The organism is Mesorhizobium sp. M0968 (assembly GCF_040319065.1).
Classification (GTDB): Bacteria; Pseudomonadota; Alphaproteobacteria; order Rhizobiales; family Rhizobiaceae; genus Mesorhizobium.
Window position 1 is genome coordinate 279693 of the sequence record NZ_JAMYNL010000003.1, and the last position, 22348, is coordinate 302040.

Consider the following 22348-nt stretch of genomic DNA (forward strand, 5'->3'; position numbering starts at 1 on the left):
CCGCATATCTACCGACATCGAGCCCCTGGAGCTTCAAAATGCAATTCGGAATCTTCTCTGTCAGCGACGTAACGCGCAACCCGATCACAGGCGTCACGCCGAGCGAGGCGGAGCGGATCGATGCGATCGTCAAGATCGCGAAACGGGCGGACGAGGTCGGGCTCGATGTGTTCGCCATCGGCGAGCACCACAACCCGCCCTTCTTCTCAAGCTCGCCGACGACTCTGCTCGCCCATATCGCCGCACAGACGCAGCGCATCATCCTCAGCACCGCCGTGACGCTCATCACGACCAATGACCCGGTGAAGATCGCGGAAGACTACGCGATGCTGCAGCATCTCTCGAAGGGGCGGATGGACCTGATGCTCGGCCGCGGGAACACAGTGCCGGTCTATCCCTGGTTTGGGCAGGACATGCGTGATGGCGTCGCACTGGCGCTCGAGAACTACAATCTGCTCCACAAGCTGTGGCGCGAGGACGTTGTCGATTGGCAAGGCAAATTCCGGACCCCGCTGCAAGGCTTCACGTCGATCCCGCGGCCGCTCGATGACGTTCCTCCTTTCGTCTGGCATGGCTCGATCCGCACTCCGGAGATCGCCGAGCAGGCAGCTTTTTACGGGAACGGCTATTTCGCCAACAACATCCTTGCGCCCAACTTGCACTTCCTGCCGCTGGTGAACTTCTACCGCGAGCGGTTCGAGCATTACGGACACGGCACCGAGGAGCAGGCCGTCGTCGGGCTTGGTGGCTATGCCTTCATCGCGAAGCGCTCGCAGGACGCATACGCCCGATTCCGGCCCTATTTCGAAGGCAACCCCATCTATGGAAAGACCTATCGGCTGGAAGAATATTCGCGCGATACGCCGCTCAGTGTCGGCAGCCCGCAGGAGGTCATCGACAGGACGCTGACCTTCCGGGAAGCCTTCGGTGACTATCAGCGGCAGCTCTGGGTTCTCGACGCCATGGGGCTGCCGCTTGAGATGGCTCTCGAGCAGGTCGAACTCTTGGGCACTGAGGTGGTGCCCGTGCTCCGCAAGGAGATGGCGGCGCGACGCTCGCCGGGCGCCGCCGGAGCCCCGACGCACCAGAGCCTGGTGCAGGCCAAGTATAGAGACCAGCCGCCGCGCCAGCCGCGCCCGAATGCCAATCGCGGAGACAACCTGACGGATGTCCGGCCGTATCACGATACTGACGAAAGCGTCACAGCCCGCCCTCGCTAGTCGTGGAGCAGGCCGCGCGGTTCGGCAATATCACACCCGCGGAGCGGTAGCCCTCTGGCGGTGCCTCCAAGGAAAGGATTCGAGAGATGACGAAGACCATCGAGAACAGGGGGAAGCCCATACGGCTCGTCGTGGTGAACGCAGGCGTAAATGATCCCTCCACAACGCGGATGCTGGCCGACCGCATCGCACAGAAGAGCATCGAACGTATCACTGGTACGGGAAAGACCGCCGTCCTTAGCGTCATCGACCTGGCTCCGCTTGCAGTCGATATTGCGCGTGCCGTGGTGGCCGGATTTCCCGAGGCCAAGGTGCAGTCCGTAATCGAAACGCTTGCCGGCGCGGATGCCGTCGTTGCCGCCACGCCAGTCTACAAGGCCGGTGTCAGCGGGCTGTTCAAGTCGTTCATCGATATCCTCGACAACGACTTGCTCATTGCCAAACCGGTGATCCTCGCCGCGACGGCCGGCACCGCTCGCCATGCGATGGTCGCGGACGCGCAGATGCGCCCGCTTTTCGCGTTTCTGCGCACTTTTCCCGTGCCGACGTCGATCTTTGCTGCCCCGGAAGATTGGGGGTCGCCGGAGCTCGGCGGTCGCATCGATCGAGCTGCTACCGAGCTCACCCAGTTCCTGTTGAGTGGCACCAGCCGATCCATCGCGGACGCGGCATGGAAAGGCTATCAACACCAGTTCGCAGGCAATGCGGCGCGCGCGGAGCGCAGCGCTGCCGATGTCAATTTCGACACCGATCTGATGAAGCTGGCCGCAGGAGGGACGGCTGTAGAGCGGATGATCGTCAGAGGCTGAGGGAGCTGAATTTCCTTGCCCAATCCTTTGGCCTAGTTACCGCTTGCGGCCGCATCTGCATGCACAGGAAGAAGATCAACGTCTCGACCGTGCTCGCCGGTCAGAGGCTGGGAATCAAGGAGGTCGACGACGGCATTTGGCTCGTCAGCTTCATGCATTACGATCTCGGGTATATCGACTTGGAACAGAGGACCTTGCAGACCATCGACAACCCGTTCGGCACGAGGTTGTCACCCATGTCTTAGGTACAATCTGTTACCTATGTCTCCGGGTTGGACAAAGGTAGTTATGGTAGCGGGAGACCGCTACAAACGTTCCCCACAGTGAACAGACAGGGAAGAAACGCGTGGGGATCGATGGTAGCGGGTGACCGCTACGGCCGTAACCCACACTCGGAACGCGTCCCCTTCACGTATCGTGCTGCGTTCTAATCACCCTTTAGATCGATTCTGCGTCCCTCCCAGCCGTTAACAATATCGCGGCCATAAGTCCTTTTGTCTCCGACGCTGGACGGCTACGGTGTCGAACAGGCGGAAGGCTTCCATGACACTTAGGCTACTCGTCGACACCTGCGTATGGCTCGACCTCGCAAAAGACTATAGGCAGCAGCCCGTCATCAGCGCGCTTGAGGAACTCGTCGAAGCCGACCAAATCGAACTGCTGGTGCCTGAGATCGTCCTAAACGAATTCGAGCGGAACAAAGGCCGTGTCGCCACTGACGCGCAGCGCAGCCTACAGTCGCACTTCAGCCTCGTCCGCGATGCCGTCAGCCGTTTCGGCGACGAGGCATCCAAGGCCGCTACCCTGAAGGCGCTGAACGAAGTCGACCACACGGCGGTGTTTAAGGGCGAGGCCGTGAACGAGTCCATTAGTCGTATCGAGACGCTCCTGAAGTCGGTTCCCGCGCTGCCCACGACCGATGCCGTCAAGCAACGCGTTACCGATCGCGCGCTCGCCAAGCTGGCACCATTTCACCGTTCACGAAACAGCGCCGGAGACGCGGTGATTATCGAGACCTATGCCCAGCAGGTCGTCGACAACGCAAGCGAGGACATCCGTTTGGCGTTCGTAACTCACAACAGTAAGGATTTTAGCGAGGACCCGGGCGACCAGCGCAAGCCGCATATCGACCTGCTGATGATGTTCGGCACCTCCGGTTCAACCTACTCCGTTTCGCTGATCGATATGATCAAGGAAGTCGACGCAGACCTTCTGGCGAACCACGACTTCGAGTTCAACGGGTTCTCACAGCCGCGACGGCTTTCCGAAATCCTGGAGGCGGAGAATCTGTTGTTCCGGCAGGTCTGGTATAATCGCCACTGGAATCTTCGCACGGAGATCGAAAGCGGCGAACATCACGTTGTCGCCGAGAGGGACTATTCCCGCAAGCCCTATCGCCAAGACCAGACGCTCGACACCATCTGGGCCGGCGCGCTGGCCGCCGCCAAGCGCACGGAGGAAGAGATCGGCATCGAAAATTTGGGGCCATGGACGGATTTCGAGTGGGGGATGCTCAACGGCAAGCTGTCAGCGCTCAGATGGGTAATGGGCGACGATTGGGACATGCTGGATACGTAAGGGGGACGACACATGGAAGACTGGCAGTTAGTCGTGCTGACGGCACTGGTGACGACGATAGGCACAGGACTGGTGACCTACATCGGGCACCGGATGACGGTGTCGCGGGATACTCAAGAAGAGCGCGATAGGCACGCCACATACGTTGCGACGCGAGTTGTCTGCATGTTGGACCCTTTCGTGCTGCGCTGCGTCGAAGTGGTCAACGACGTGGGGCTGTATGTGGAAGGTGAACTGACGCCACAGGTCGAAACGCCGACATTAGAGTTTCCGGAAGAACTCGACTGGAAGACCGTGGACGCGGCCCTCATGTATCGCATCCTCACGCTGCCCAACGAGATAGCGGCGGCCGACAGCACCATCTCAGCCTATGCGGAATTCTCGGGTCCGCCAAATTGGGACGAAGTGTGGAGCGAGAGGAAGTTCCAATATGGCCGTGTCGGCCTCTACGCCCTCGACCTCGCCGCCGCGCTCCGGGACCGCTATGGCTTAGCCCCGAATGACTATTCGCGCTGGGACCCGCGAGACCTTCTGGACGCGGCCTATACCGCCGAAGACAAACGGCGAAAAGAGACCGTCGTGAGTGTGAGGAAGATGATCGAGAAATCCCTCAAAAAGAATGCGGCGAAGTCGAAGCACAAGGAGGGTGAAACGGAGTGGAGCTATCAACAAGGAAGATGTTGCCCTTCCCAAGAGTCCAATCAGCGCCGGCTACGATAGTACGGTTGTACGCGGGTGCCGTCCTTGCGGGTGTAGCCGCTCACATGGGTTGTGCGTGGGTTACCGGTGATTGCGCTTATTGCGCCGTAGCCAGTGGCACCCTGCCGTTGCCGCTGTTCAGTCAGTGCTCCAGCTTGACCTTCCCAGAACAGTGCCCCGTCAATGCGCTGATTCAGCCCTTCGCCGTAATAGATGATGGAGGGCCATTTCTTGTCGGCACGCGCTTCGTCGGCGCGGCAAATGCCGACAGTTGCGGCAAGGAGAAGGGAGGCAAGCGCGATTGACCTGACCATTGTCTGGACCTGCACAACAGAATGAGGTCTCAGCATATGCGCCGGGCTTTAATATCGCGGTAAGCTGTATTGTTAACCGCTGGTTTCAAAGTAACTGACGCTTTGATCAATCGACCACGTGAGCCGTTGTCAGAAATCTCTAGGGGCCGATAGCCCTTCCCTGCTATACTGTGGCCATTCTTGATACAGCCGGAAGGCAGTCAGGATCGCACGAAAAGCGCCAATGCGCCATTGATCGTGCCCAGCGAATGGCTGGGCCATTCGCGCAGCGACGGGGTCGCTTCCTTTCCACATTGAAACATCAACCGCCCCACGGCTCCCTTGCGCGTGCCGTTGCGGGCATGAACAAGGACGTTCTAATGCATATGGATCAAATCGTGATCGAGACCGACGCCGCCACCCTGGCACTGCCACTAAGCCGCGTCGCTTCTGCCGCCGAAACCGCACTCCAAGCTCGCGGAATTGACAGGGTGCTTAAGGTCACACTCACCTCGCTCCGCATCCTCGAGTCCGCCTTTACTGCCAATTTCACTATCGAGCACGTTGCATACGAGTGGCAGGATAAGCCGGGCCAGTCTGTCACCGTGAGTCTGACGAGGCCGACGCTGCACGCCGTCTTCAAAGCGCTGACACCGGGCGTGATCGCTACGGCTGTGGAGAGGCAGTCACAAGTCGCAGCCGATATTGCGAAAATGGCTGTGGTCGAGATATCGAAAGCCGCTGTCCCCACTTATCGGCGTGAGGGAGCCTTCCAATGATCCGGCAGGAATGGAATCCGACGCGGCATGCGCACAAGGCCAGACTTCGGCACGCAATGCCGTTGAATGATACGGTCGCAAAAGCATCTGAAATTCTCAAAGACGGCTATCTTCGCGTCTTGTGCGGAGGCATCGGCCTCGCTGAGGATGGCTGTACGGTCGTGTTGGAAGTGCGTCATCGGGTCGGCGGCTTCGGCGATTTCGAGCTAAGCGCGACAGGTGCCACACTTGCCGAGTGCATTCAGAAGCTTCAAGACCCGCAGGTGCTGGTAGATGCTGTCCGACGGCAACGGGACCTTGAAAGTCAGGTTCTCGAAATGCAGATGAACGCGCCGGAGCCCGTCCAATGCGAGACGTGATGCAAGCACGGTTCGGCACAATTCCGCGGCAAGCGGTCATGCGCCGATGAGTAGATATCGCAGAATGCGAGCGAGTAATCTTAAGAGTTACAACCCGCATTCTGCGATGCGCTTATTATTTCAGTATCGATAGGATTATTTTCGGTTTTCATTCGAGCCGTTTCTAACTCTTTCTTTGACATCGGCACAAAACTCTGTCATACACAAACTGTGAAAATGCTGGTCGAACGGCGCGACGGGACTGGTCCCACCTGATCGTCGCGCCGGTTTTCACCTAGGCGCGGGGCGTCGAGTTTCGACTCCAACCGCCGATGTTTTCGACTGGCCATTTTCACTCCTCCGAAAACTGCGGCTTACCTAGCAACGCGTTCCGCGCGGTGAACGATTGCGCGCGCCTTCGGAGTAGTTCTATGTCTGAGTCTGATACGGCCACCACCACGCCTAGCGATTTCCTCGCCAACATCTATCCTGCAAACGCCGACCAGATCGTGCTCCGGCATGATGTCGATCTTGTCGATGGCGAGCCCGCGCCGGGTACTTTCGAGCCGTTCGACGTTACCGATGCCGATGGCATCAACGCCTTTGTCGAAGCCAGCCCCACCGACGTTATCGCCTATCCCCTTGGTGATCGCTCCTATGGCCCCGCCTGCCTGCCGTTCTGGTTCGCGGTGGGAGACAAGACGCCGGAGTCGATCCTTGCACCCGGCGCAATCCTAACCAGCGTTTCTCACCGGGTGCTGGTCTACCTGGTGGACGGCGACAAGGAGGAAGTGGACCGGCTTATCGACACGTTGAACCCGCTCTATCCCGACGAACTCAATCCAGATGTGCCTCTGGCAGGTCGTTCGTGGTCGTTGGACACGTCTTCGAATTTCCGGCGCTGCACAATCGATGAAATGCGCAGGGCACTGTTCAAGCCGGAGTTGGGCGCAGAGGAGCCGGAAAGCGAGGAGTCCCTTCGCGCGCGTCTGATTGACAAACTCCAGAACGGCAATCCGAATCCCATGCAGACAGGTGCGCTCAAATATGCCGGACGCGGCTTCTACCCAATTCCTGTGAATGGGATCGTGAAGAACAAGAAGTCAAAGGAACGCGAATGCCTGTGTCAGGAAGGCAAACGTTGGTATGCCGAAAAGAACCGAAAGCCGGTGCAGGCGTGCCACTCGCCGGGCAAGCATCCAATGGTTGATGGCTGGGAAGATCACAATTCCAGTCGCGACCCGGATGTCCTCATGCATCTATTTGATCCGAAATTTGCGAAGAAGCGCACCGGAGTCGACGAAGGTCTCAATATCGGCTTCGTGACCGGACCTGACACCGGATTGGTCGTGCTGGACATCGACGGGGAGGAAGGTCTCGCCAATCTGGCAAAGCTCATCGAAGAGCATGAACCTCTGCCGGAGACGATCAAAGTCATCACAGGCAGTGGCGGACGGCACTACTATTTTCGTGCACCGGCACACGTGACGATCCTAAACTCAGCAAACACAATTGCTAAGAAGATCGATTTTCGTGGTGAGCACGGCTTTGTCGTGGCTCCGCCATCCAAGCACATCAAGGGCGGCTCCTATAAGTGGGAGAAAAGATACTCGCCGGACGATCTGCTACTTGCCGAAATGCCAGACTGGCTGATCAAGCTCGCGGTCGAGGGTGGTGAAAAGGAAGCCGCTGGGAAGCCCGGCAAGGGCAAGACCGCAACTCGGAAGGGGGCGCGGAGCGCCGGCTCTGGGAGCACATCCGGAGGATGGCAGGGCTACCTTGCCAATGTCGGTGACCATGTAGGCGGTAGCGGCTTCGACGGACCAATCGGACAGGCTATGTGCGCCTATTTCCGCAAGCATGGACCGGATGCAGACGAAAGCGAATTTCTTGAAGCGCTGGGCGAGACTGTCGCGAACGCTGACAAGTCCGCAAAGGACAACCGCGCTAGGTATCTTCCGGGCGACCGTTACATCTCAGATCAGCTTGAAAAGGCAAGGCAGTCAATCCGGGATACGCCGGCTCGCAAGATAGGATTCTTCCTCGACGATGAGCGCAACGTGTGTGTCGCCGAAGGGGAAGACCGATGGGATATCTGCGATCATGGCGGAATGCCGTGGTTCCACCTCGGCGTAAAGGCCAAGGGCGGCGATACCGACTCCGATACCGAAGAAACTGAGAAAGGAAAGACCGTCTGGCACCCTGTCTGTGCCGCCGTAAAAATCCTTCGTGTCGCACAGGACGTGAAGGGAGGTAAAAAGACCATCGTCGTCCAGTTCGAGACCGAGCATCACGAGGTGAAACAGTTCACTTACACGGGGGCCATGGCGTTCGACAGTGCGGGGATGCTGAGCATCCTTGGCGACATCGATTTCCCGACGAATCCGTGGCAAACCCCCGCCGTCTTGAAACTGTTCCAGTCGTTCACCTTTCCCAATGACGCGGTCGTCGTCGGTGAGCCGGGGTGGAAGGACGAAAACTATCTCCACTTCGACGGCACCTATGTCGCGTCACCGGCACAGGCCGGTGATGCCGCATCGCCAGCAAAGGAGCTTATGCTGAGCGCCCCGCCGTCTGGTGGGCAGGCTGGCACGCTTGAAGATTGGAAGGATGGAGTCGGCCGCGCCTTCGCGAAACAGTACGATCACCTCGAAACATTTGCCTTGGGTCTGTTCACCGGAGGCGCTGGTTACATCGCGTCATTCATCGGCACACAGGAAACGCCGTTGATCAACTTTGGTGGTGTCACCCGCATAAGCAAGACGACTGCCTGCATGTTTGGTTCCAGCGTCGCCGGCTCGCCGGTCAAGAAGAAGGGCACGCTAAGAAAATGCAACGGCACCGCCAACGCTATGGAGAGGGAGGCTGTTCAATACTCGGGGGGGACCATCTACGGCGATGAAGCCAAGCTTATGCCCCCGGAGCAGTTTGGCGATTTCGAGTGGCGGGTCTCAGAGGGTAGCGAAAAAGGCCGACTTGGCGGCGGTAAGGACAACCTTCTGCGCCCAACAGCTAATATCACCGGCATGATGGTGACCACTGTCGAAATTGGTGCCATCCCCTACGCGGAATCGAAGGGCCATAAACAACCGGATGGCTTGCGGTCGCGTCTGGTCGAAGTCAGCTTCGACGGCATCATCAAGCTGGAAGGTGAGGCGAAGGAATCGATTTTCGGGACGGTTGAGCGCAGTGCAGATGGGAAGAAGCGCGTTCTCGTTCCTGGTGCCAAGCAGATCATCCAAGCCAACTACGGCCATGCGTGGCGTCCTATCGTGGAACACCTCCAGAAGATCGGCACGGCTCGTGCGGCCGGTGAGGTGGAGTACTACGCCCAACTGATCGATCCGAAAGCGGAAGGCGTCCAGCAGTCGCAGGCGAAGATCATGGCGCTGGTCTGGTATTCAGGGATGATCATGCTGGAGCTTGGGTTCCTGCCGGATCACGTGACCGATAAGGACGTTGAAAAGATCATTCGCTGGGCTTGGGCGCGCCGCTCTGAAGATTCCCTTCTGTCGCCTTTCAACAAGTCTATGGTCGCTCTCGGTAGCAATTCAATGTTGATGCGCGGCAACGCCATCGTGGACGTAATCAACTATGATGACCGCTTCACCGGCGATCGGCTCGGGTACTTCTGGGAGGTGCAGGCGGGGGACCTGACGGGAACGAATCCGGCAAAGGGGGTCAAGAAAGGTGAGAAATGGCTGTGTGTCCCCACGAAGGAAGGTCGGTTGACGAAGCTTTGCGAATCCACGGGCAAGACAGCTAAGGGCCTTGTTAAGGAAATGGTGCACCTCGGCTTACTCGCGTTGGAGGGTGAAAAACGTCCTCGCCCGGATTTCAGCCGACTGCCAGGGGTGGGATCACTTCCGCATTATCGCGTCAACCTTGCGAAGCTGGACGAGTATCTTGCAACGTTGCGCGCCGATGAGGGTGAAGGCGAAACCGAAGATTAAAACCCGTCTCTGTGATTCCGCCATTTTACGACACGACTCCGCCATTTTTTCGACCGTTGGCGGACATTTGGCGGACTCCCGCAAAGCCATACAGCGGATGGCTTTGCGGGAGTGGGAAGAGGGGGATTCCGCCATTCCGCCAATTTTGGGGAATGGGTGTCTACCTAAGAGAGTATCATTCAGAGAGTGGAAACGCGTTGCGGTCCTGTCGCGACTTGCGGCCGGAGGTGTGGAAAACTCTCAGGTGGATACCCATTCTAAAAAATTGGCGGAATGGCGGAATCTATGTTTTTTCTAGTCCTAAACCCATATGGCGCAAGGCTTTGAGGATTCCGCCAATAGCGCCGCCATTTCTGAAAAAGTGGCGGAATCCGGCTGAAATTGGCGGCGGCTCTGCGCTCGACCTTAAAACCACAAAGGCATGCGGCCTCGGTGCGCGAGCACATGACGCCGTCTGCACTCATCCTTAAAATCCAGAACACCAACAGACGTGCTGCCGGCCGCACGCAAGCACCACGGCGACACAGGTTCGCTCTGAGGGTTGAGTCCAGACTGCACTCAACCCTCTCAAACCGTCTGCCATACGAGCAGATCGCGGGGCCGACCCAGCATTTGAGAAGGTGCTTCGGGTCGAGTACAGAGTGATACTGTGAGGCGAAAAGGAAACGTCCAAAAGGAAATTCCAAAGATGGACGCATCACGGGCAATGCCTATTTGGAAATTGATCGCCCGAGGCGATGACGGCCGCAAGGTGATGTCGGATGTGTCGCGGGACGAACCCAGATACGTCTATCAAATGCTCCGTTGGCAATACGCGAAGCAGATTTTCGAAACTGGGATTCTGCGGCTTAGGCCCGTTCGGGCTTGGCAAGACCCTTTTGAAAAATGGTGGTGTGATAAGTTGTTCAACGGTCCCGGCCCCTTGGCTGGAATTCAAGCTTACGGCTCTTGCTGGACAACTGGCGCGTATGACGAACCACGTTGGCGGATGGCCGGATTTGGTAACAACACCCCGATCGTTAGAATTCGAACTCGAATGAGCGTGATGTTGAATGCCGCCGGGCATTTGATAGATAACAATGCTGGTTCTTTGTTTCTTGGTTTGGTGCTGTATCGGGGAGAAGACTATCTCCGTAAGTTGGCTCAATCCGTGGGTTCACAGAAGCAAGTGACCCGGGTGGCCGCAACCATGCTGCTTCACAAACGGTATCAGTTCAAGTTCGAGGACGAGGTTCGCCTTCTGTGGTTGGACAAGCAACCCCCGGGCGAATGGGTGTTCATTAAGGTCGATCCGAATACACTTATCGATCAAGTTATGATCACTCCGCACGCGACTGATGCGGAGCGTCAAATGATCGAGGACGAATTCAAATCCATTGGCGTACCATGCAAATCGTCGCTCATCTTGCGTGAGCCGCGATAGTCTCAGCTAGAGATTTAGGCCCGCATGGAAAGCGGGACTAAGTACGTAGCTGAGATTACCTTTGGCCTTCACTATAAGCACTTTGAGCAACTTCATCTCATAATTTACGTCGAAAATGAAATTTGCAGATTCGCCATCAGATTTTACGCCAATGAATCCATAATAAAGCAGAAACTCGATGGCGTCTTCTGCTCTGTCTTCTCTAATGCCTGCGGCAGTGCAAATTTCTTGAAGCTTCTCGTGAGTAAAAATATTACCTTCACCGATAAAATGGTAGAGGAGATTGGCATCTTCTCCTAAAATATCGGTAAGTTCTTGATCGGCTTCCGTAATGAGGTCGAGTGAATAGCTACGCATGCCCTTTCGTATGTCGTGCTCTTCTATTTTGTCGTGCTCCAGGCCGACGGCGAAGCCGCGACAATGCGTTACAAGTTTGATGAGGTTACGTGGCCGCATTAATGAGCGTTCAATCAAATAGTTCGACGTTTCTTCACCCAGATAGTGTGTGACGCAAACGCTGGCCCAGACCTTTTCGAAGGGAGTGTTTGGTGGAAGGACCCCGTGCACGAGCCGCTTGCGCAACATTTCCCTGAGGAGATCAGGATCGTGCCAATCAAGGACGGCTCGGGTTTCCTTCCCATAGTCAGCCGACGCTTCTACAAGGAGTTGATAGACATCGTTCCGCACGAACACCACGCAGTGAAAGTCGTGGTCATCTGCTTGCATCTGATGTTGAACTTTGCGAGCAGCATCAATCAGACATCTAAGGATGGTCACGTCCTCGTCGGTAAGCCCGTGTGCTGACCAGCCCTTGTCAAGATTGTCGAAGAGGACCCAAATCGCTTCCTTAAACTCCAGGTATCGTGAGAGCGCCTCGCGTACGTCGCGGATATTATGCTTGTGCACCAACTCGGTGACCTGCGCAGATGTGAGTCTTTGCTCACGCTCGTTTCCAAAACGCTGTTTGAAGGAGTCGACAAGTGAACGAGAAAGACTAAGGAGTCGCTCTGAAAAATCGCCCTCTCCAGCTTCACCGGATTCGTACACCTCTTGGAGCTTCCGATAAGGCTCGTAGAGCCGCGCGTCGCGAAGATACTTGGTCTTATCCTTTTCGAGTAACTTATAACATATTTCCAAGTACAAGACGTACTCGAAGAGGGCCGTTATTAAGTGTGTACGTGCGCCTTCTGCAAGGTAGTCAAGTACGTCTTCCTTCAGCCGAATGAGCTGGTAGCCCTCTGGTTTTAGATCGACAACGATATTTCGAACGTTCGCCCGTTTCTCGTTCCTTAACTGTGAGAAAAGCGCCGTCTTGCCGGCACCTTTCCTTCCCACAACCAAGTTTATTTCGCCCCGCGATGCGCGGCCATATTGATCAGTCCTCAAATAATATTGGCCGAGAGTTTGAAATTCATTTTCGGCCACGGCGTCCCCGATTGAAAGTTCTGAGAGGAAATTTCCTTTCGGAAGCGGCAACGGATCGTCGGCTTGAAGGCGCTCCGTCACGTCGAGTGCAAATTCCGCGATATGCCCGGTAATGTCATTTGGCTGGGAATAAGTCTTGACCATGTCCCGCACGTCGAGTGGTGCTGGCCCGTCAGGCGGTTGCAGGATCAGGGTGATCTTTCCCAGGGCGAACGCCATGCCTGCGACGAACGCGGCGCGGATATTGTGAACGTCAGCGTCGACGAAGTGCGCTGGCAACAGCGGTACAATGACACCAAGACTTGCAGACACGTCGTCAACAGCCTTGATAGCCGAGAGCCGGGATTCTTCTTGTGGGATGAAGCTTTTGAACCCGAGGCGAGCCCTTTTCACCCGACCCACGATTGCCAACATCGCGGCGTTAGATTCGGGTGTGTTTAAGACGTACACTGGTGCCTTGGTGTTGATCGCTTGCTTGATAGGTAGTGGCCGGTCGGCATTCGCAGTGCGGAGCAAGACGGCTAAGCTTTGACCTTCCGTGTACGTTTCAAAGCCAAGCGTATCAAAAATACCTATGCGTGTGATAAGCGACGACTGCCTCTGAATATTGCGATCGCGAACAAGGTGAACACGCTTCCCCAGCCCGACCGCGTATCCAATCTCGAAGGTCACGTTGAAGTTCATCACGGTGATGTCCGCGATCAACATGTCGGCCGCCGCGATACTCTCAAAGATAGGATCGGTCAGTGGTCGACCCGAGATGTCGTTTTCTTCCCAGAGGGTAAGCTCTAGTTCTCTACGAGAGCCGGCTAAAAAGGTCTTAGCGTCATGAACCGCGCGTACAGCGTCGGGCTCGCTCCATGGATATGCAAAGAAAGCGCGAACCAAAATGTGCCCCTACCTTTACGACAGAATTTCCTAGTTTCGGCTCTTCCGCAAGCAGCGACCGTAAATGCGTTCTACCTCATCCCCGAGCGGCAGCCTCGGTCCCAAAATAGAGCACGGCTTTTGGCGCACGTTTTCCTGCCAACGATCTTGACGCCCGCTCATAAGCCATTCGTCGAAATGCACTGCGGTTGTATAGGTGAACGTTTATGTATACGGGCAATTCAAAGTGGCCGTTTAGATACACCCGTCGCGCCTAGACTGGCCGTTCTTACGCGTGGCCATTTCTTACTATCGGCCATTTTGGTGCGCCGTCTCGGTCAGGCCAGCGCCAGTGCCTTTACCTTGCTTCTCAAGCTTATGTCCCTTGGCCTCGGCTGCCTGAAAATATATTAACCAAACCAGAAACATCTAGCCTATTCAATAATCTACAATCACAACGAGCGTTGCACTTTGCAGATTCGATGGTATTCTATTCATCGAAGGAAGGAGTAACGGTCAATGACTAAGTATGTTTTGTATTGTCGCGTCAGCCGGAAAAGTCAGGGAGACTCTGGCCTTGGTCTTGAAGCGCAGGAGCGTGACATCGAATTATTTCTTTCGACATACGCTCAAGACCCCGAAGTTATTGCTGAGTTCCGCGAGATTCAGAGCGGCGCTGACGATGATCGGCCGGAGCTTGCCAAAGCGCTGGCGCTGGTCCGCAGCACCCCGGATTGTGAGCTTTTGGTTGCAAAATTGGATCGTCTATCGAGACGCGTGAGCTTCATTGCCAAGCTTTTGGAGGACAAGCGCGCTCGGGTCCGGGTCGCGTCGATGCCGCACGCCGACAACTTTCAGCTGCACATCTACTCCGCGTTGGCCGAGCAGGAGAGAATCTTTACCTCGCATCGCACGATTGCAGCACTCTCTGCCGCCAAGGCGCGAGGCGTGAAGCTTGGTGGCGTCCGGCCGCAGACGGTCGCGCGCAATGATGCGGTGAAGGCCTCTGCCGACGCGCACGCAGCCAAGCTGATCGGCGTCGTCCTGCCCATGCGCGAGGCAGGCAAGACCTTTGCCGAGATCGCACAGGCATTGCAGACGATGAACGTCCCCACGGCGCGCGGCGGTCGCTGGAATGATGTCACCGTGTCGCGAATCATGCGGCGCGCGGCATAGGTGACGACGTGATACGCCTGGTCACAGAAATTCTCGCACTAGCCTTCTGGCTTGGGGTGCTCTGGTTGCTGGGGCAGATCGGATAGCGCATCACCACTCGACTATCGTTGCCAAGGGCCGGGGGATCGTCTTCGGCCCCTTTTCCATTGGGCCTGCTATCGCCCAAGCACTGCGCCAGCGCCGACCACACACGCTGCTATCCCTTGCGACGCGAACGGCGATGGCAGCCTGCCGACGCGGGTCAAAATATTCCCGCGCCCTTCTAGAAATGACCTCTATGGAACCAACCCATACGTTACCCTCAGGGTGGCGAAGGGCCGCCTACAGCGCGGAGCTACGGCTCCTACATTTTGGCTAGGGGATTTGATGGGAACTGAGTCACTCCGGTAATTGCCAGTCTGCACTCAACCGCAGCGTCAGAATCGTTTCCGTAACTCGGCCAAATCATCTTTGATCCTGAGCAATTCGAACTTTGCAGGATAAACAAGCTGGGCGATATGCAGCACCCAAATGCCGACTTGCGCCGTGGTCTTCAACCCAAGGTCCAGTGGAAGCCCGTCGCCGTGTAGATAAATCGTATCGAAATGGACGTTTTCGCCTTCCTTCCTGATATGGGTGCTCATTGAGAAACCCTGCTCATTCGGATGCGCGCCAAAGTCGATCAGCCTTTCGTAAAGCATGCCAAAATGCTGCGCCAGCTTGGTCGATGTTGCTGCGATATGCTTCCTGATCTTGCTTTCGGTGAACTCATTGCGGACCACCTTTTTCGCGGCTTCGCTGTCTCCTCGATCTAACCACCTTTTCCAACGGGCGTTATCGTCGCCGATGTAGAAGCCATACGAGCCATGTTCCAGGCAGAGCCGTAGCAGCCCCTGTGTCTCGTACAGTTGGCAGGCCATCGCCGCTCCAGTCGCCGCGCGGTATGCGGAATGCGCCCGGAGAAAGAACCCCATTGGTGCAGGCGGGCGAGGGTTAATGGCTCCCTCCAGGAATTTCTTGAAGAGGGCATCGATCTTGATCAGGTCCGCCACGGCAGGGCGCTTGTTGTCGAACGTGGCGTACTGGTTGCCACGATATTCATCAAGGTATTCGGTAAGGGCGTCGTCGCCCCAGCCACTCGGCACCTTTACTGTTGCTCTGGACATTCGTGCAAATACCTCCCCCGTTGAGCGTATCGACCCACGCTGCGAAGTTTGCCGGATGTGGGACACGAGCGATAGTCTGGTGCAAGGGCAAGAGATCGCACACAAGCAGGCAGGGACTCACGCCGCTCCCGGGGACCCAAGCCCATGCGGTGCAACGAATTGAGCAGCTTATATGGTTGAGTGCAGAGAATAAATATGAGTCAGTAGATGATTCAGCTCAAAAGTGAGACGCTGCAGGATTTCCTTGACTTCTGGCCATATCATGCTAGTATTCGAGTCACCTAGGAAGTTGCGCGGGGCGCTATATTCCTTTCCCCACAATTTAGAAAGTTAAACCCATGGCAAAGATGGGCGTGAACGCCAGTTTCGAGCCGATTCAACTCGCCTACCTCAACGCAAAGGCGACAACCGGTTGCCGTTCTGTCAGTTCCTACCTCCGAGAACTGGTCCAGCGCGATATGGAAGTCGACTTCGCGGCGCGTGATCGCGCGCAAACGCAAGGGGCTGCACAGTGAACAATTATCTCGACAATGGTTGCCGGCCCGGTGAACGGGCAGACGAAAGCCGCTTGGCTGTGTCGCTACCGAACCGGCTCCGGAACTTGATCCGCGACGAAGCCAAGCGCCGTGCCACCAGCGAAGCCGCGATTATCCGCGAGCATCTGGATTTCGCCTTCGCAGCCAAGGCTCGCGCGGCTGCAATCGAACTGGAGATTCAAAGTCGTGATTAATGAGAACGAGAACGCCGCGCAGGCTCGCATCAGCCTTGGCCGCGACATCAACACATTGGACCCGCAAACACGCATGGCTTGGGCTGACGCGGCCGACCTTGAAGAATCCGAGGCAGAGTCAGTCCCCGTTGAAGAGCATAACCGCGTCCAAGCCGAGTATCTGAAAAACATCGGCAAGGCTTCGCTGGATGCCCTCAACGAAGCTGAATTCGACATGTATGAGTTCATGAAGCGCTTCGATAAAAACCCGGTTGATTCGGGGTCGAAGCCATCTCCAGCATCGCGACCACCGGCAACTGTCGCCGCACTGCTGCCGAGCAAGCCGGGCACGCTGAATACTTCAAAGCTATACGCGGCGAATATCTCGCCGGAGCACCGGCTCGACGTAGCGCGCGCCGCCGAATTCCTGGCCACCAGTCCGGTAGTCAATCCCGGCTGTGGCTTCAGCCAGAAGGACATCGATTATGCGCGCCTTTTGACTAAGTCATATGTCGATTGAGGCGCATCATGATTGGCCTTTGAGGCCGTCTCCGAAGCCGAAGCCGCCACGATCTCGACCGCTCCCAAGCACCCGACCGGCGATCGCGCCAAGGGGTAATCAGATTTGCCCGGACTGTGAAACAAGGGTCCAGTCGGGGTGAACAGGCGGCCCGGTCACCCCTTCTGACGGGCTGCCGACCTATCGAACCCCAAACCGTTCGCGGGGAGGGTAGCCGCCGCCATGTTGGTCCCACGGGCATGGCGTCGGCGCACTGATCGAGACTTCATATCAGGCGGTCTCGCACTTGGCCGGCTTCTCGTGTCCCATCGCGAAGTCGGCCTTTTTCTTTCTCGGCATCCGCCACAGAAAAAATGCAAAAGCGGAAACGTGCAGCAACGCGTTGATTGCGTTTGCTGTTTTTGACCGTTTCCGCTTTTGTGCCACTAAGCGACTGTTTTAAAAGCATTTTTCTGTTTGACGCATGCTGCGCACTTCGCTAAGCGCATCCGTTGCAATGGGTATTCATGTTTCCACGTCTTACCGTCTCCCGCTGGCATTCCTGCCAGCGAGGCAGTTGCGCGCGAAGACCAAAGCCGACCAAGAATTGGTCCGCCCACCGCGAGTGGTGAAACTGCCTGTTGCGCATAAGTCCTTGGATAAGGTCGTTAAGCACACGATCAATTTTCCAGAGGGCTTCGAAAGGAATCTGATGGTTTCCCTTGCCAAGCGTGCCGCGCGTGAGGACTATGAACGGTCTTTGCGCGAGGGGTGACTATGGCACGCGCCGCGATCTATGCCCGCTATTCCACTGACCTCCAATCTGAACGCTCCATTGCCGATCAGGTGACGCTCTGTCGCGCCTACGCGGTTCGCGAAGGCTACGATGTTGTGAAGGAGTATTCTGACGCCGCCAAGTCCGGCGCGTCGATGCACAATCGCGAGGGCGTACGCGACTTGATGGCTGACGCGCTAATGGGCGAGTTCGACACGGTGATTGTGGAAGAGCTCGACCGCCTGTCGCGTGATATGGAGGACCTCGCCGGAACGTTCAAACGCCTTTCATTTCTTGGCATCGCCCTAGTGGGTGTTCATGGCGGCAAGGCGGACACCATTGCGATCGGCCTTCGCGGGCTCACCGGGCAATTGTTTCGTGAGGACACCGCACGCAAGGTTCGGCGCGGCCTCGCCGGTCGTGTAGAACAGGGATTTTCTGGAGGTGGACAAGCCTACGGCTATCGGCCTGACCGTTTGAATAAGGGAAAGATGCTGATCGTGGAGGAGGAGGCGGAGGTCATCCGACGTGTCTTCCGTGAGTTCGCTGATGACACATCAACTCGGCATATCGCACATGGTCTGAACAAGGATCACATTGCGCCGCCACGGGGTCAGCGCTGGAATGCTTCGACCATTGTTGGATCAGCGCAGCGCGGCAACGGCATCCTGCACAACAGCCTCTATGTCGGAGAGCTTATCTGGAACCGGACGACGATGATCAAAGACCCCGACACGGGAAAGCGTGTCAGTCGGCCGAATCCGGAAAGCGAATGGAAGCGCGCGAAAGTGCCCGAATTGCGTATTGTGTCGGATGAGCTTTGGGGGATCGCCCAAGGCGCGCGCCGTGAGCGTGTGACGCCAGCAGTCGCATCGAAAATGCGCAAGGCGAAGCACTTGCTAACAGGTCTCCTAAAGTGCGGCGCGTGTGGTGCTGGGATGTCTGCGGCCGGGAAGGACAAGAGCGGGAGGACGCGGCTCCGCTGTACTACTGCGCATGAAAGTGGGACCTGTCCTGCCCCCAAGACCTTCTATCTCGATACGGTTGAGCAACTTGTCGTCGGGAGCCTCGTAGCAAAGCTCCGGTCGCCGGAGAACCTGTCCACCTATATCGCCGCGTATCAGGAAGAACGGCAACGTCTGATTGGTGGCAGGGTCGCCAACAGAATCAAGCTGGAGCGCGACCTAGAGGTTGTCCAGCGCGAGGTTTCGCGTGTGGTCAGGCATATCGCCGAAGGCGTTCTGGAGGGCGAGGAAGCCGACAAGGAAATACGTCCGCTACGAGAGCGCCGGAAGGCTATTGAGGTCGAACTGGCGGTCCAGCCGGAGCCGGAGAAAACCGTGTCGTTTCTGCCGGCGGCGCAACAGCGGTTTGAGCGTGCCATGCGCGATTTGCACGAAGCATTCAGGACTGGAGGAGTCGCTGGAATCGCTCAGAGCGCGAGCTTCATCCGCGAGATTATTTCGACCGCGACGCTGTTCCGCAAAGGAGACGGAACGGGCGTCGAAGTGGAAGTCAAAGGCCATCTGAATGGCCTACTTACCACGCGGCCCGCCGACGAACGTAGGAATAGATTCGTCAGTGGGATCGATGGTAGCGGGAGAGGGACTTGAACCCCCGACCCCAGGATTATGATTCCCGTGCTCTAACCAACTGAGCTACCCCGCCAGGGCGGCGAAGGCCCGAAATCCAGCTTAAATCGGCAGGCATATCGGCGCGTTCGCCAAGGTCGCGCGGATATAAGGTTGCGAGGCCAAGCCTGTCAAGCATCGAAGTGGCTGCCGCGCCGGCATATTGCTTGCGCCGAAAGCTTTGCCGGGCAGACATTTGGGCGCACAGGCCGGGGTTGAGTTCAGCGAGGCACGTCGCTATGTCTCGGCCACGAAAGTCATGGTCATGAATTGATGAAACCGCGCATTGCAGTCCTCGGTTGCGGATACTGGGGCAGCAACCACATCCGCACCCTAAAGGCGCTCGGCGCGCTGCATGCGGTTTCGGACGTCAAACCCGCGCGCGCGGAGGGTTTTGCCAGCGAGCAGGATTGCCTGGCGATAGAGCCGGAGGCGCTGTTTGCCCGCGACGATGTCGACGCCATCGTCATGGCGCTGCCGCCGCAGTTCCATGCCGACATGGCGGTGCGCGCCGTGCTCGGCGGCAAGGACGTGCTGGTGGAGAAGCCGATCGCGCTGACGGTGGCCGATGCCGAACGCTCGGTGCAGGCGGCCGCCGATAATGGCCGTGTCTTCATGGTCGGCCACGTGCTGCGCTTTCATCCCGCCTTCGAGACGCTGAAGGCGCTGATCGACAATGGCGAACTCGGCGAAGTCCGCTACATCCATTCGCATCGGCTCGGCCTCGGCAAGTTCCACACCGAAAACGACGCGCTATGGGATCTGGCGCCGCACGATCTGTCGATGATCCTGGCCATCACCGGCACCGAACCGGTCGAAGTGCGCGGCGAAGGCGCCGCTCTTCTCGACAATCTCAGCGACTTTGCGCATCTGCACATGCGCTTTCCCAACGGCCTGCGCGGCCATCTGTTCGCCTCGCGGCTCAATCCTTACCGCGAACGGCGGCTGACCGTTGTCGGCACCAAGGCGATGGCGGTGTTCGACGATGTCGAGCCGTGGGAGCGCAAGCTTGCCGTCTATCGCCACGCGGTGTGGCAGGACAGCGGCCAATGGGCGTTCACCGCCAACGAGCCGTCCTATGTCGCGGTCGGTGAGGGCATGCCGCTGACGCGCGAGCTGGAGCATTTCATCCACTGCATCGAGACGCGGGCCGAACCGCGCACCAGCGGCGAGGAGGCCATCCGCGTGCTGCGCATCCTGACCGCCGGCACCGTCGCCCATACAAGGCCCTAAGAGAAAACGCCGTCTATTCGGCGGGTACCCGCGCCGGCTGGACGGCAAGCCGCGTCAGCATCGCCTCGGCCTCCGCGCCGCGCTCGGAGCGCTCGATGAAGCCGCCGCCGAACACGCGCGCCTCGTTGCCATCGTCGGAATAGAGCACGCAAGCCTGACCGGGCGCGATGCCGGATTCGCCGTCGACCAGTTCCACCGAAGTGACACCGGCGCGGTGATGCAGCACGGCCGGGCGCGGCGGCCGCGTCGAGCGCACCTTGGCGAAAAGCTCAAGCCCGGCCGCCGGGATAGCGGTCAGCGGGCCATCGCCCAGCCAGTTCATGTTGCGCAAGAAGATCTTGTGGGTCTCCAGCGCCTCGCGCGGGCCGACGACGACGCGGGCCCGGTCGGCGTCGAGATGAACGACGTAGAGCGGCTCGCCCGAGGCGATGCCGATGCCGCGGCGCTGACCGACGGTGTAGCGCAAAATGCCCTCGTGGCGGCCAAGCACGCGCCCGTCTATATGGACGATGTCGCCCGGATTGGCGGCAGCCGGCTTCAGCTTGGCGATGATGTCGGAATACTTGCCCTGCGGCACGAAGCAGATGTCCTGGCTGTCCTGCTTGGCCGCGACCGTCAGTCCCATCTCCTCGGCGATGGCGCGAACCTCAGGCTTCGACAGGCCGCCGAGCGGAAAACGCAGATAGTCGATCTGCGCCTGGGTGGTGGCGAACAGGAAGTAGCTCTGGTCGCGGTCGGCGTCGACCGGCCGGTAAAGCGCGCGGTGGGCGCCATTGGCGCCGGAACGGATGTAGTGGCCGGTCGCCAGCGCGTCGGCGCCGAGTTCCTTGGCGGTCGCAAGAAGGTCGGCGAATTTCACCGTCTGATTGCAGGAAACGCAAGGGATCGGGGTTTCGCCGGCGACATAGCTCTCGGCGAACGGGTCGATCACCGCCTTGCGGAAGCGCTCCTCGTAATCGAGGACGTAATGCGGGATGGCGAGCGTCTCGGAGACGCGGCGGGCATCGTCGATGTCCTGGCCGGCGCAGCATGAGCCGGCCCGGTGCGTTGCCGCGCCGTGGTCATAAAGCTGCAGCGTGACACCGACGACGTCGTAGCCCTCGCGCTTCAGGAGGCCGGCAACGACCGACGAATCGACACCGCCCGACATGGCGACGACGACGCGGGTGTTTTTGGGGCGTCCGGGAAGATCGAGGCTGTTCATGGTTCTTTCGTTCTGCGCGGCGCTTCAATGCCAATGGCCGGAATATAGGTCAAGCGTCTCGGCTGCGCCAGCTTTGCCGGGCCGGCTCATTTTTCCTGCCGGGTTCAATGCGCTTGCCGGCAGATGTTTCAAATGCCGATGAAAAGGCTAACGCCGCGTTCATGATCCTTACCTAACCATTAGGGTCTGCTTAGGCAAATTTTAAAGCTGTGGCGGTAATGTGGTGGGGATTGGGTCTTTGAGTTTTTTGTAGAGAGTACGATGACCGATCTAATTAGACCGCGAGTCAAATATGTTATCGGGCCGGACGGCAGCCCACTTACCATCGCCGATCTGCCGCCGACGAACACACGTCGCTGGGTTATCCGGCGCAAGGCGGAAGTGGTGGCGGCGGTGCGTGGCGGGCTTTTGAGCCTCGAAGAGGCATGCCAGCGCTACAAGCTCACCACCGAGGAATTCCTGTCCTGGCAAGCGTCGATCGACGAATACGGCCTTGCCGGCCTGCGCACCACGCGCATCCAGCAATACCGGCATTAGGCCGATAAGGGCGCTGATCAGCGCCCTTACGTCTGCGAGGGGCGACGATCTGCAA

General features: G+C 57.9%; 19 protein-coding genes, 1 tRNA gene and 1 pseudogene. 16 read left to right on the forward strand and 5 right to left on the reverse strand.

The annotated features are described in order from the left end of the window. Positions 1-38: 38 nt before the first annotated feature. From NKH67_RS06830 to NKH67_RS06850, 5 genes and pseudogenes are all read left to right on the forward strand, one after another. Positions 39-1220: a CE1758 family FMN-dependent luciferase-like monooxygenase gene (locus NKH67_RS06830; RefSeq protein ID WP_352503135.1), complete on the forward strand. Its 1182-nt coding sequence runs from the start codon at positions 39-41 to the stop codon at positions 1218-1220. 86 nt (positions 1221-1306) lie between these two features. Next, entirely contained in the window at positions 1307-2029 is a 723-nt protein-coding gene (locus NKH67_RS06835) for a CE1759 family FMN reductase (protein ID WP_352469679.1), read from the forward strand. Between the two features lie 32 nt (positions 2030-2061). After that, positions 2062-2274: pseudogene (locus tag NKH67_RS06840) on the forward strand (transposase); the annotation flags it as partial. Positions 2275-2548: 274 nt separating this feature from the next. Then, a complete protein-coding gene (locus tag NKH67_RS06845) occupies positions 2549-3607 on the forward strand; it encodes a PIN domain-containing protein (RefSeq protein ID WP_352503136.1) in 1059 nt (352 codons plus the stop codon). 12 nt (positions 3608-3619) lie between these two features. Further along, positions 3620-4327 (forward strand): hypothetical protein, encoded by a 708-nt coding sequence (locus tag NKH67_RS06850; RefSeq protein ID WP_353030434.1) that lies wholly within the window; start codon positions 3620-3622, stop codon positions 4325-4327. Here NKH67_RS06850 and NKH67_RS06855 read toward each other — a convergent pair. Beyond that, positions 4309-4620, reverse strand: coding sequence for a hypothetical protein (locus tag NKH67_RS06855; RefSeq protein ID WP_352503138.1), 312 nt, complete (start codon positions 4618-4620; stop codon positions 4309-4311). The two genes, NKH67_RS06850 and NKH67_RS06855, sit on opposite strands and share 19 nt — an antisense overlap. 341 nt (positions 4621-4961) lie before the next feature. Between NKH67_RS06855 and NKH67_RS06860 the strand changes: the two genes are divergently transcribed. The 4 genes from NKH67_RS06860 to NKH67_RS06875 all read left to right on the forward strand — a co-directional run bounded on the left by NKH67_RS06860 (position 4962) and on the right by NKH67_RS06875 (position 11092). Next, positions 4962-5378, forward strand: coding sequence for a hypothetical protein (locus NKH67_RS06860; RefSeq protein ID WP_352503139.1), 417 nt, complete (start codon positions 4962-4964; stop codon positions 5376-5378). Further along, entirely contained in the window at positions 5375-5737 is a 363-nt protein-coding gene (locus NKH67_RS06865) for a hypothetical protein (RefSeq protein WP_352503140.1), read from the forward strand. The genes NKH67_RS06860 and NKH67_RS06865 overlap by 4 nt, the downstream gene beginning before the upstream one ends. A 410-nt stretch (positions 5738-6147) precedes the next feature. After that, positions 6148-9669, forward strand: coding sequence for a bifunctional DNA primase/polymerase (locus NKH67_RS06870; RefSeq protein ID WP_352503141.1), 3522 nt, complete (start codon positions 6148-6150; stop codon positions 9667-9669). Between the two features lie 688 nt (positions 9670-10357). Next, entirely contained in the window at positions 10358-11092 is a 735-nt protein-coding gene (locus NKH67_RS06875) for a hypothetical protein (protein WP_352503142.1), read from the forward strand. A 6-nt stretch (positions 11093-11098) separates the two neighbouring features. On the opposite strand, the gene NKH67_RS06880 is transcribed toward NKH67_RS06875, so the two are convergent. Next, complete coding sequence (locus tag NKH67_RS06880) at positions 11099-13405, reverse strand: P-loop ATPase, Sll1717 family (protein ID WP_352503143.1); 2307 nt, start codon at positions 13403-13405, stop codon at positions 11099-11101. Between the two features lie 498 nt (positions 13406-13903). Here NKH67_RS06880 and NKH67_RS06885 point away from each other — a divergent pair, with 498 nt between their 5' ends. Further along, the gene (locus tag NKH67_RS06885) at positions 13904-14560 is read left to right on the forward strand and encodes a recombinase family protein (protein ID WP_352503144.1); all 657 of its coding nucleotides are present in this window, start codon (positions 13904-13906) and stop codon (positions 14558-14560) included. Positions 14561-14976: 416 nt separating this feature from the next. Here NKH67_RS06885 and NKH67_RS06890 read toward each other — a convergent pair whose 3' ends face one another. Then, positions 14977-15705, reverse strand: a complete 729-nt coding sequence (locus NKH67_RS06890; RefSeq protein ID WP_352503145.1) for a hypothetical protein — start codon at positions 15703-15705, stop codon at positions 14977-14979. Between the two features lie 338 nt (positions 15706-16043). Between NKH67_RS06890 and NKH67_RS06895 the strand changes: the two genes are divergently transcribed. The 4 genes from NKH67_RS06895 (at position 16044) to NKH67_RS06910 (ending at position 19301) form a co-directional block, all read left to right on the forward strand. Beyond that, positions 16044-16220, forward strand: coding sequence for a hypothetical protein (locus NKH67_RS06895; RefSeq protein ID WP_352503146.1), 177 nt, complete (start codon positions 16044-16046; stop codon positions 16218-16220). Next, entirely contained in the window at positions 16217-16435 is a 219-nt protein-coding gene (locus NKH67_RS06900) for a hypothetical protein (RefSeq protein ID WP_352503147.1), read from the forward strand. Before NKH67_RS06895 ends, NKH67_RS06900 begins: the two co-directional genes overlap by 4 nt. Beyond that, entirely contained in the window at positions 16428-16934 is a 507-nt protein-coding gene (locus tag NKH67_RS06905) for a hypothetical protein (protein WP_352503148.1), read from the forward strand. The genes NKH67_RS06900 and NKH67_RS06905 overlap by 8 nt, the downstream gene beginning before the upstream one ends. 756 nt (positions 16935-17690) lie before the next feature. Further along, positions 17691-19301 carry a recombinase family protein gene (locus NKH67_RS06910; RefSeq protein WP_352503149.1) on the forward strand — a complete coding sequence of 537 codons (1611 nt, stop codon included), beginning with the start codon at positions 17691-17693 and terminating at the stop codon, positions 19299-19301. On the opposite strand, the gene NKH67_RS06915 is transcribed toward NKH67_RS06910, so the two are convergent. Further along, positions 19280-19356, reverse strand: a tRNA-Met gene (locus NKH67_RS06915). The two genes, NKH67_RS06910 and NKH67_RS06915, sit on opposite strands and share 22 nt — an antisense overlap. Positions 19357-19592: 236 nt before the next feature. Between NKH67_RS06915 and NKH67_RS06920 the strand changes: the two genes are divergently transcribed. Next, positions 19593-20552 (forward strand): Gfo/Idh/MocA family protein, encoded by a 960-nt coding sequence (locus NKH67_RS06920; RefSeq protein WP_353030440.1) that lies wholly within the window; start codon positions 19593-19595, stop codon positions 20550-20552. 13 nt (positions 20553-20565) lie between these two features. On the opposite strand, the gene mnmA is transcribed toward NKH67_RS06920, so the two are convergent. After that, positions 20566-21756: a tRNA 2-thiouridine(34) synthase MnmA gene (mnmA, locus tag NKH67_RS06925; protein ID WP_352469681.1), complete on the reverse strand. Its 1191-nt coding sequence runs from the start codon at positions 21754-21756 to the stop codon at positions 20566-20568. A gap of 261 nt (positions 21757-22017) precedes the next feature. On the opposite strand from mnmA, the gene sciP reads away from it, so the two are divergent. Next, a complete protein-coding gene (gene sciP, locus NKH67_RS06930) occupies positions 22018-22293 on the forward strand; it encodes a CtrA inhibitor SciP (RefSeq protein ID WP_023679563.1) in 276 nt (91 codons plus the stop codon). The last annotated feature ends 55 nt before the right edge of the window (positions 22294-22348 follow it).

Bases quoted from the DNA above. Each gene is read 5' to 3' on its own strand.
- NKH67_RS06920 (WP_353030440.1), top strand. From the start codon at position 19,593: ATGAAACCGCGCATTGCAGTCCTCGGTTGCGGATACTGGGGCAGCAAC.
- NKH67_RS06860 (WP_352503139.1), top strand. From the start codon at position 4,962: ATGAACAAGGACGTTCTAATGCATATGGATCAAATCGTGATCGAGACC.
- sciP (WP_023679563.1), top strand. From the start codon at position 22,018: ATGACCGATCTAATTAGACCGCGAGTCAAATATGTTATCGGGCCGGAC.
- NKH67_RS06895 (WP_352503146.1), top strand. From the start codon at position 16,044: ATGGCAAAGATGGGCGTGAACGCCAGTTTCGAGCCGATTCAACTCGCC.
- NKH67_RS06870 (WP_352503141.1), top strand. From the start codon at position 6,148: ATGTCTGAGTCTGATACGGCCACCACCACGCCTAGCGATTTCCTCGCC.
- NKH67_RS06830 (WP_352503135.1), top strand. From the start codon at position 39: ATGCAATTCGGAATCTTCTCTGTCAGCGACGTAACGCGCAACCCGATC.
- NKH67_RS06890 (WP_352503145.1), bottom strand. From the start codon at position 15,705: ATGTCCAGAGCAACAGTAAAGGTGCCGAGTGGCTGGGGCGACGACGCC.
- NKH67_RS06885 (WP_352503144.1), top strand. From the start codon at position 13,904: ATGACTAAGTATGTTTTGTATTGTCGCGTCAGCCGGAAAAGTCAGGGA.
- NKH67_RS06875 (WP_352503142.1), top strand. From the start codon at position 10,358: ATGGACGCATCACGGGCAATGCCTATTTGGAAATTGATCGCCCGAGGC.
- NKH67_RS06850 (WP_353030434.1), top strand. From the start codon at position 3,620: ATGGAAGACTGGCAGTTAGTCGTGCTGACGGCACTGGTGACGACGATA.
- mnmA (WP_352469681.1), bottom strand. From the start codon at position 21,756: ATGAACAGCCTCGATCTTCCCGGACGCCCCAAAAACACCCGCGTCGTC.
- NKH67_RS06855 (WP_352503138.1), bottom strand. From the start codon at position 4,620: ATGGTCAGGTCAATCGCGCTTGCCTCCCTTCTCCTTGCCGCAACTGTC.
- NKH67_RS06865 (WP_352503140.1), top strand. From the start codon at position 5,375: ATGATCCGGCAGGAATGGAATCCGACGCGGCATGCGCACAAGGCCAGA.
- NKH67_RS06835 (WP_352469679.1), top strand. From the start codon at position 1,307: ATGACGAAGACCATCGAGAACAGGGGGAAGCCCATACGGCTCGTCGTG.
- NKH67_RS06910 (WP_352503149.1), top strand. From the start codon at position 17,691: ATGGCACGCGCCGCGATCTATGCCCGCTATTCCACTGACCTCCAATCT.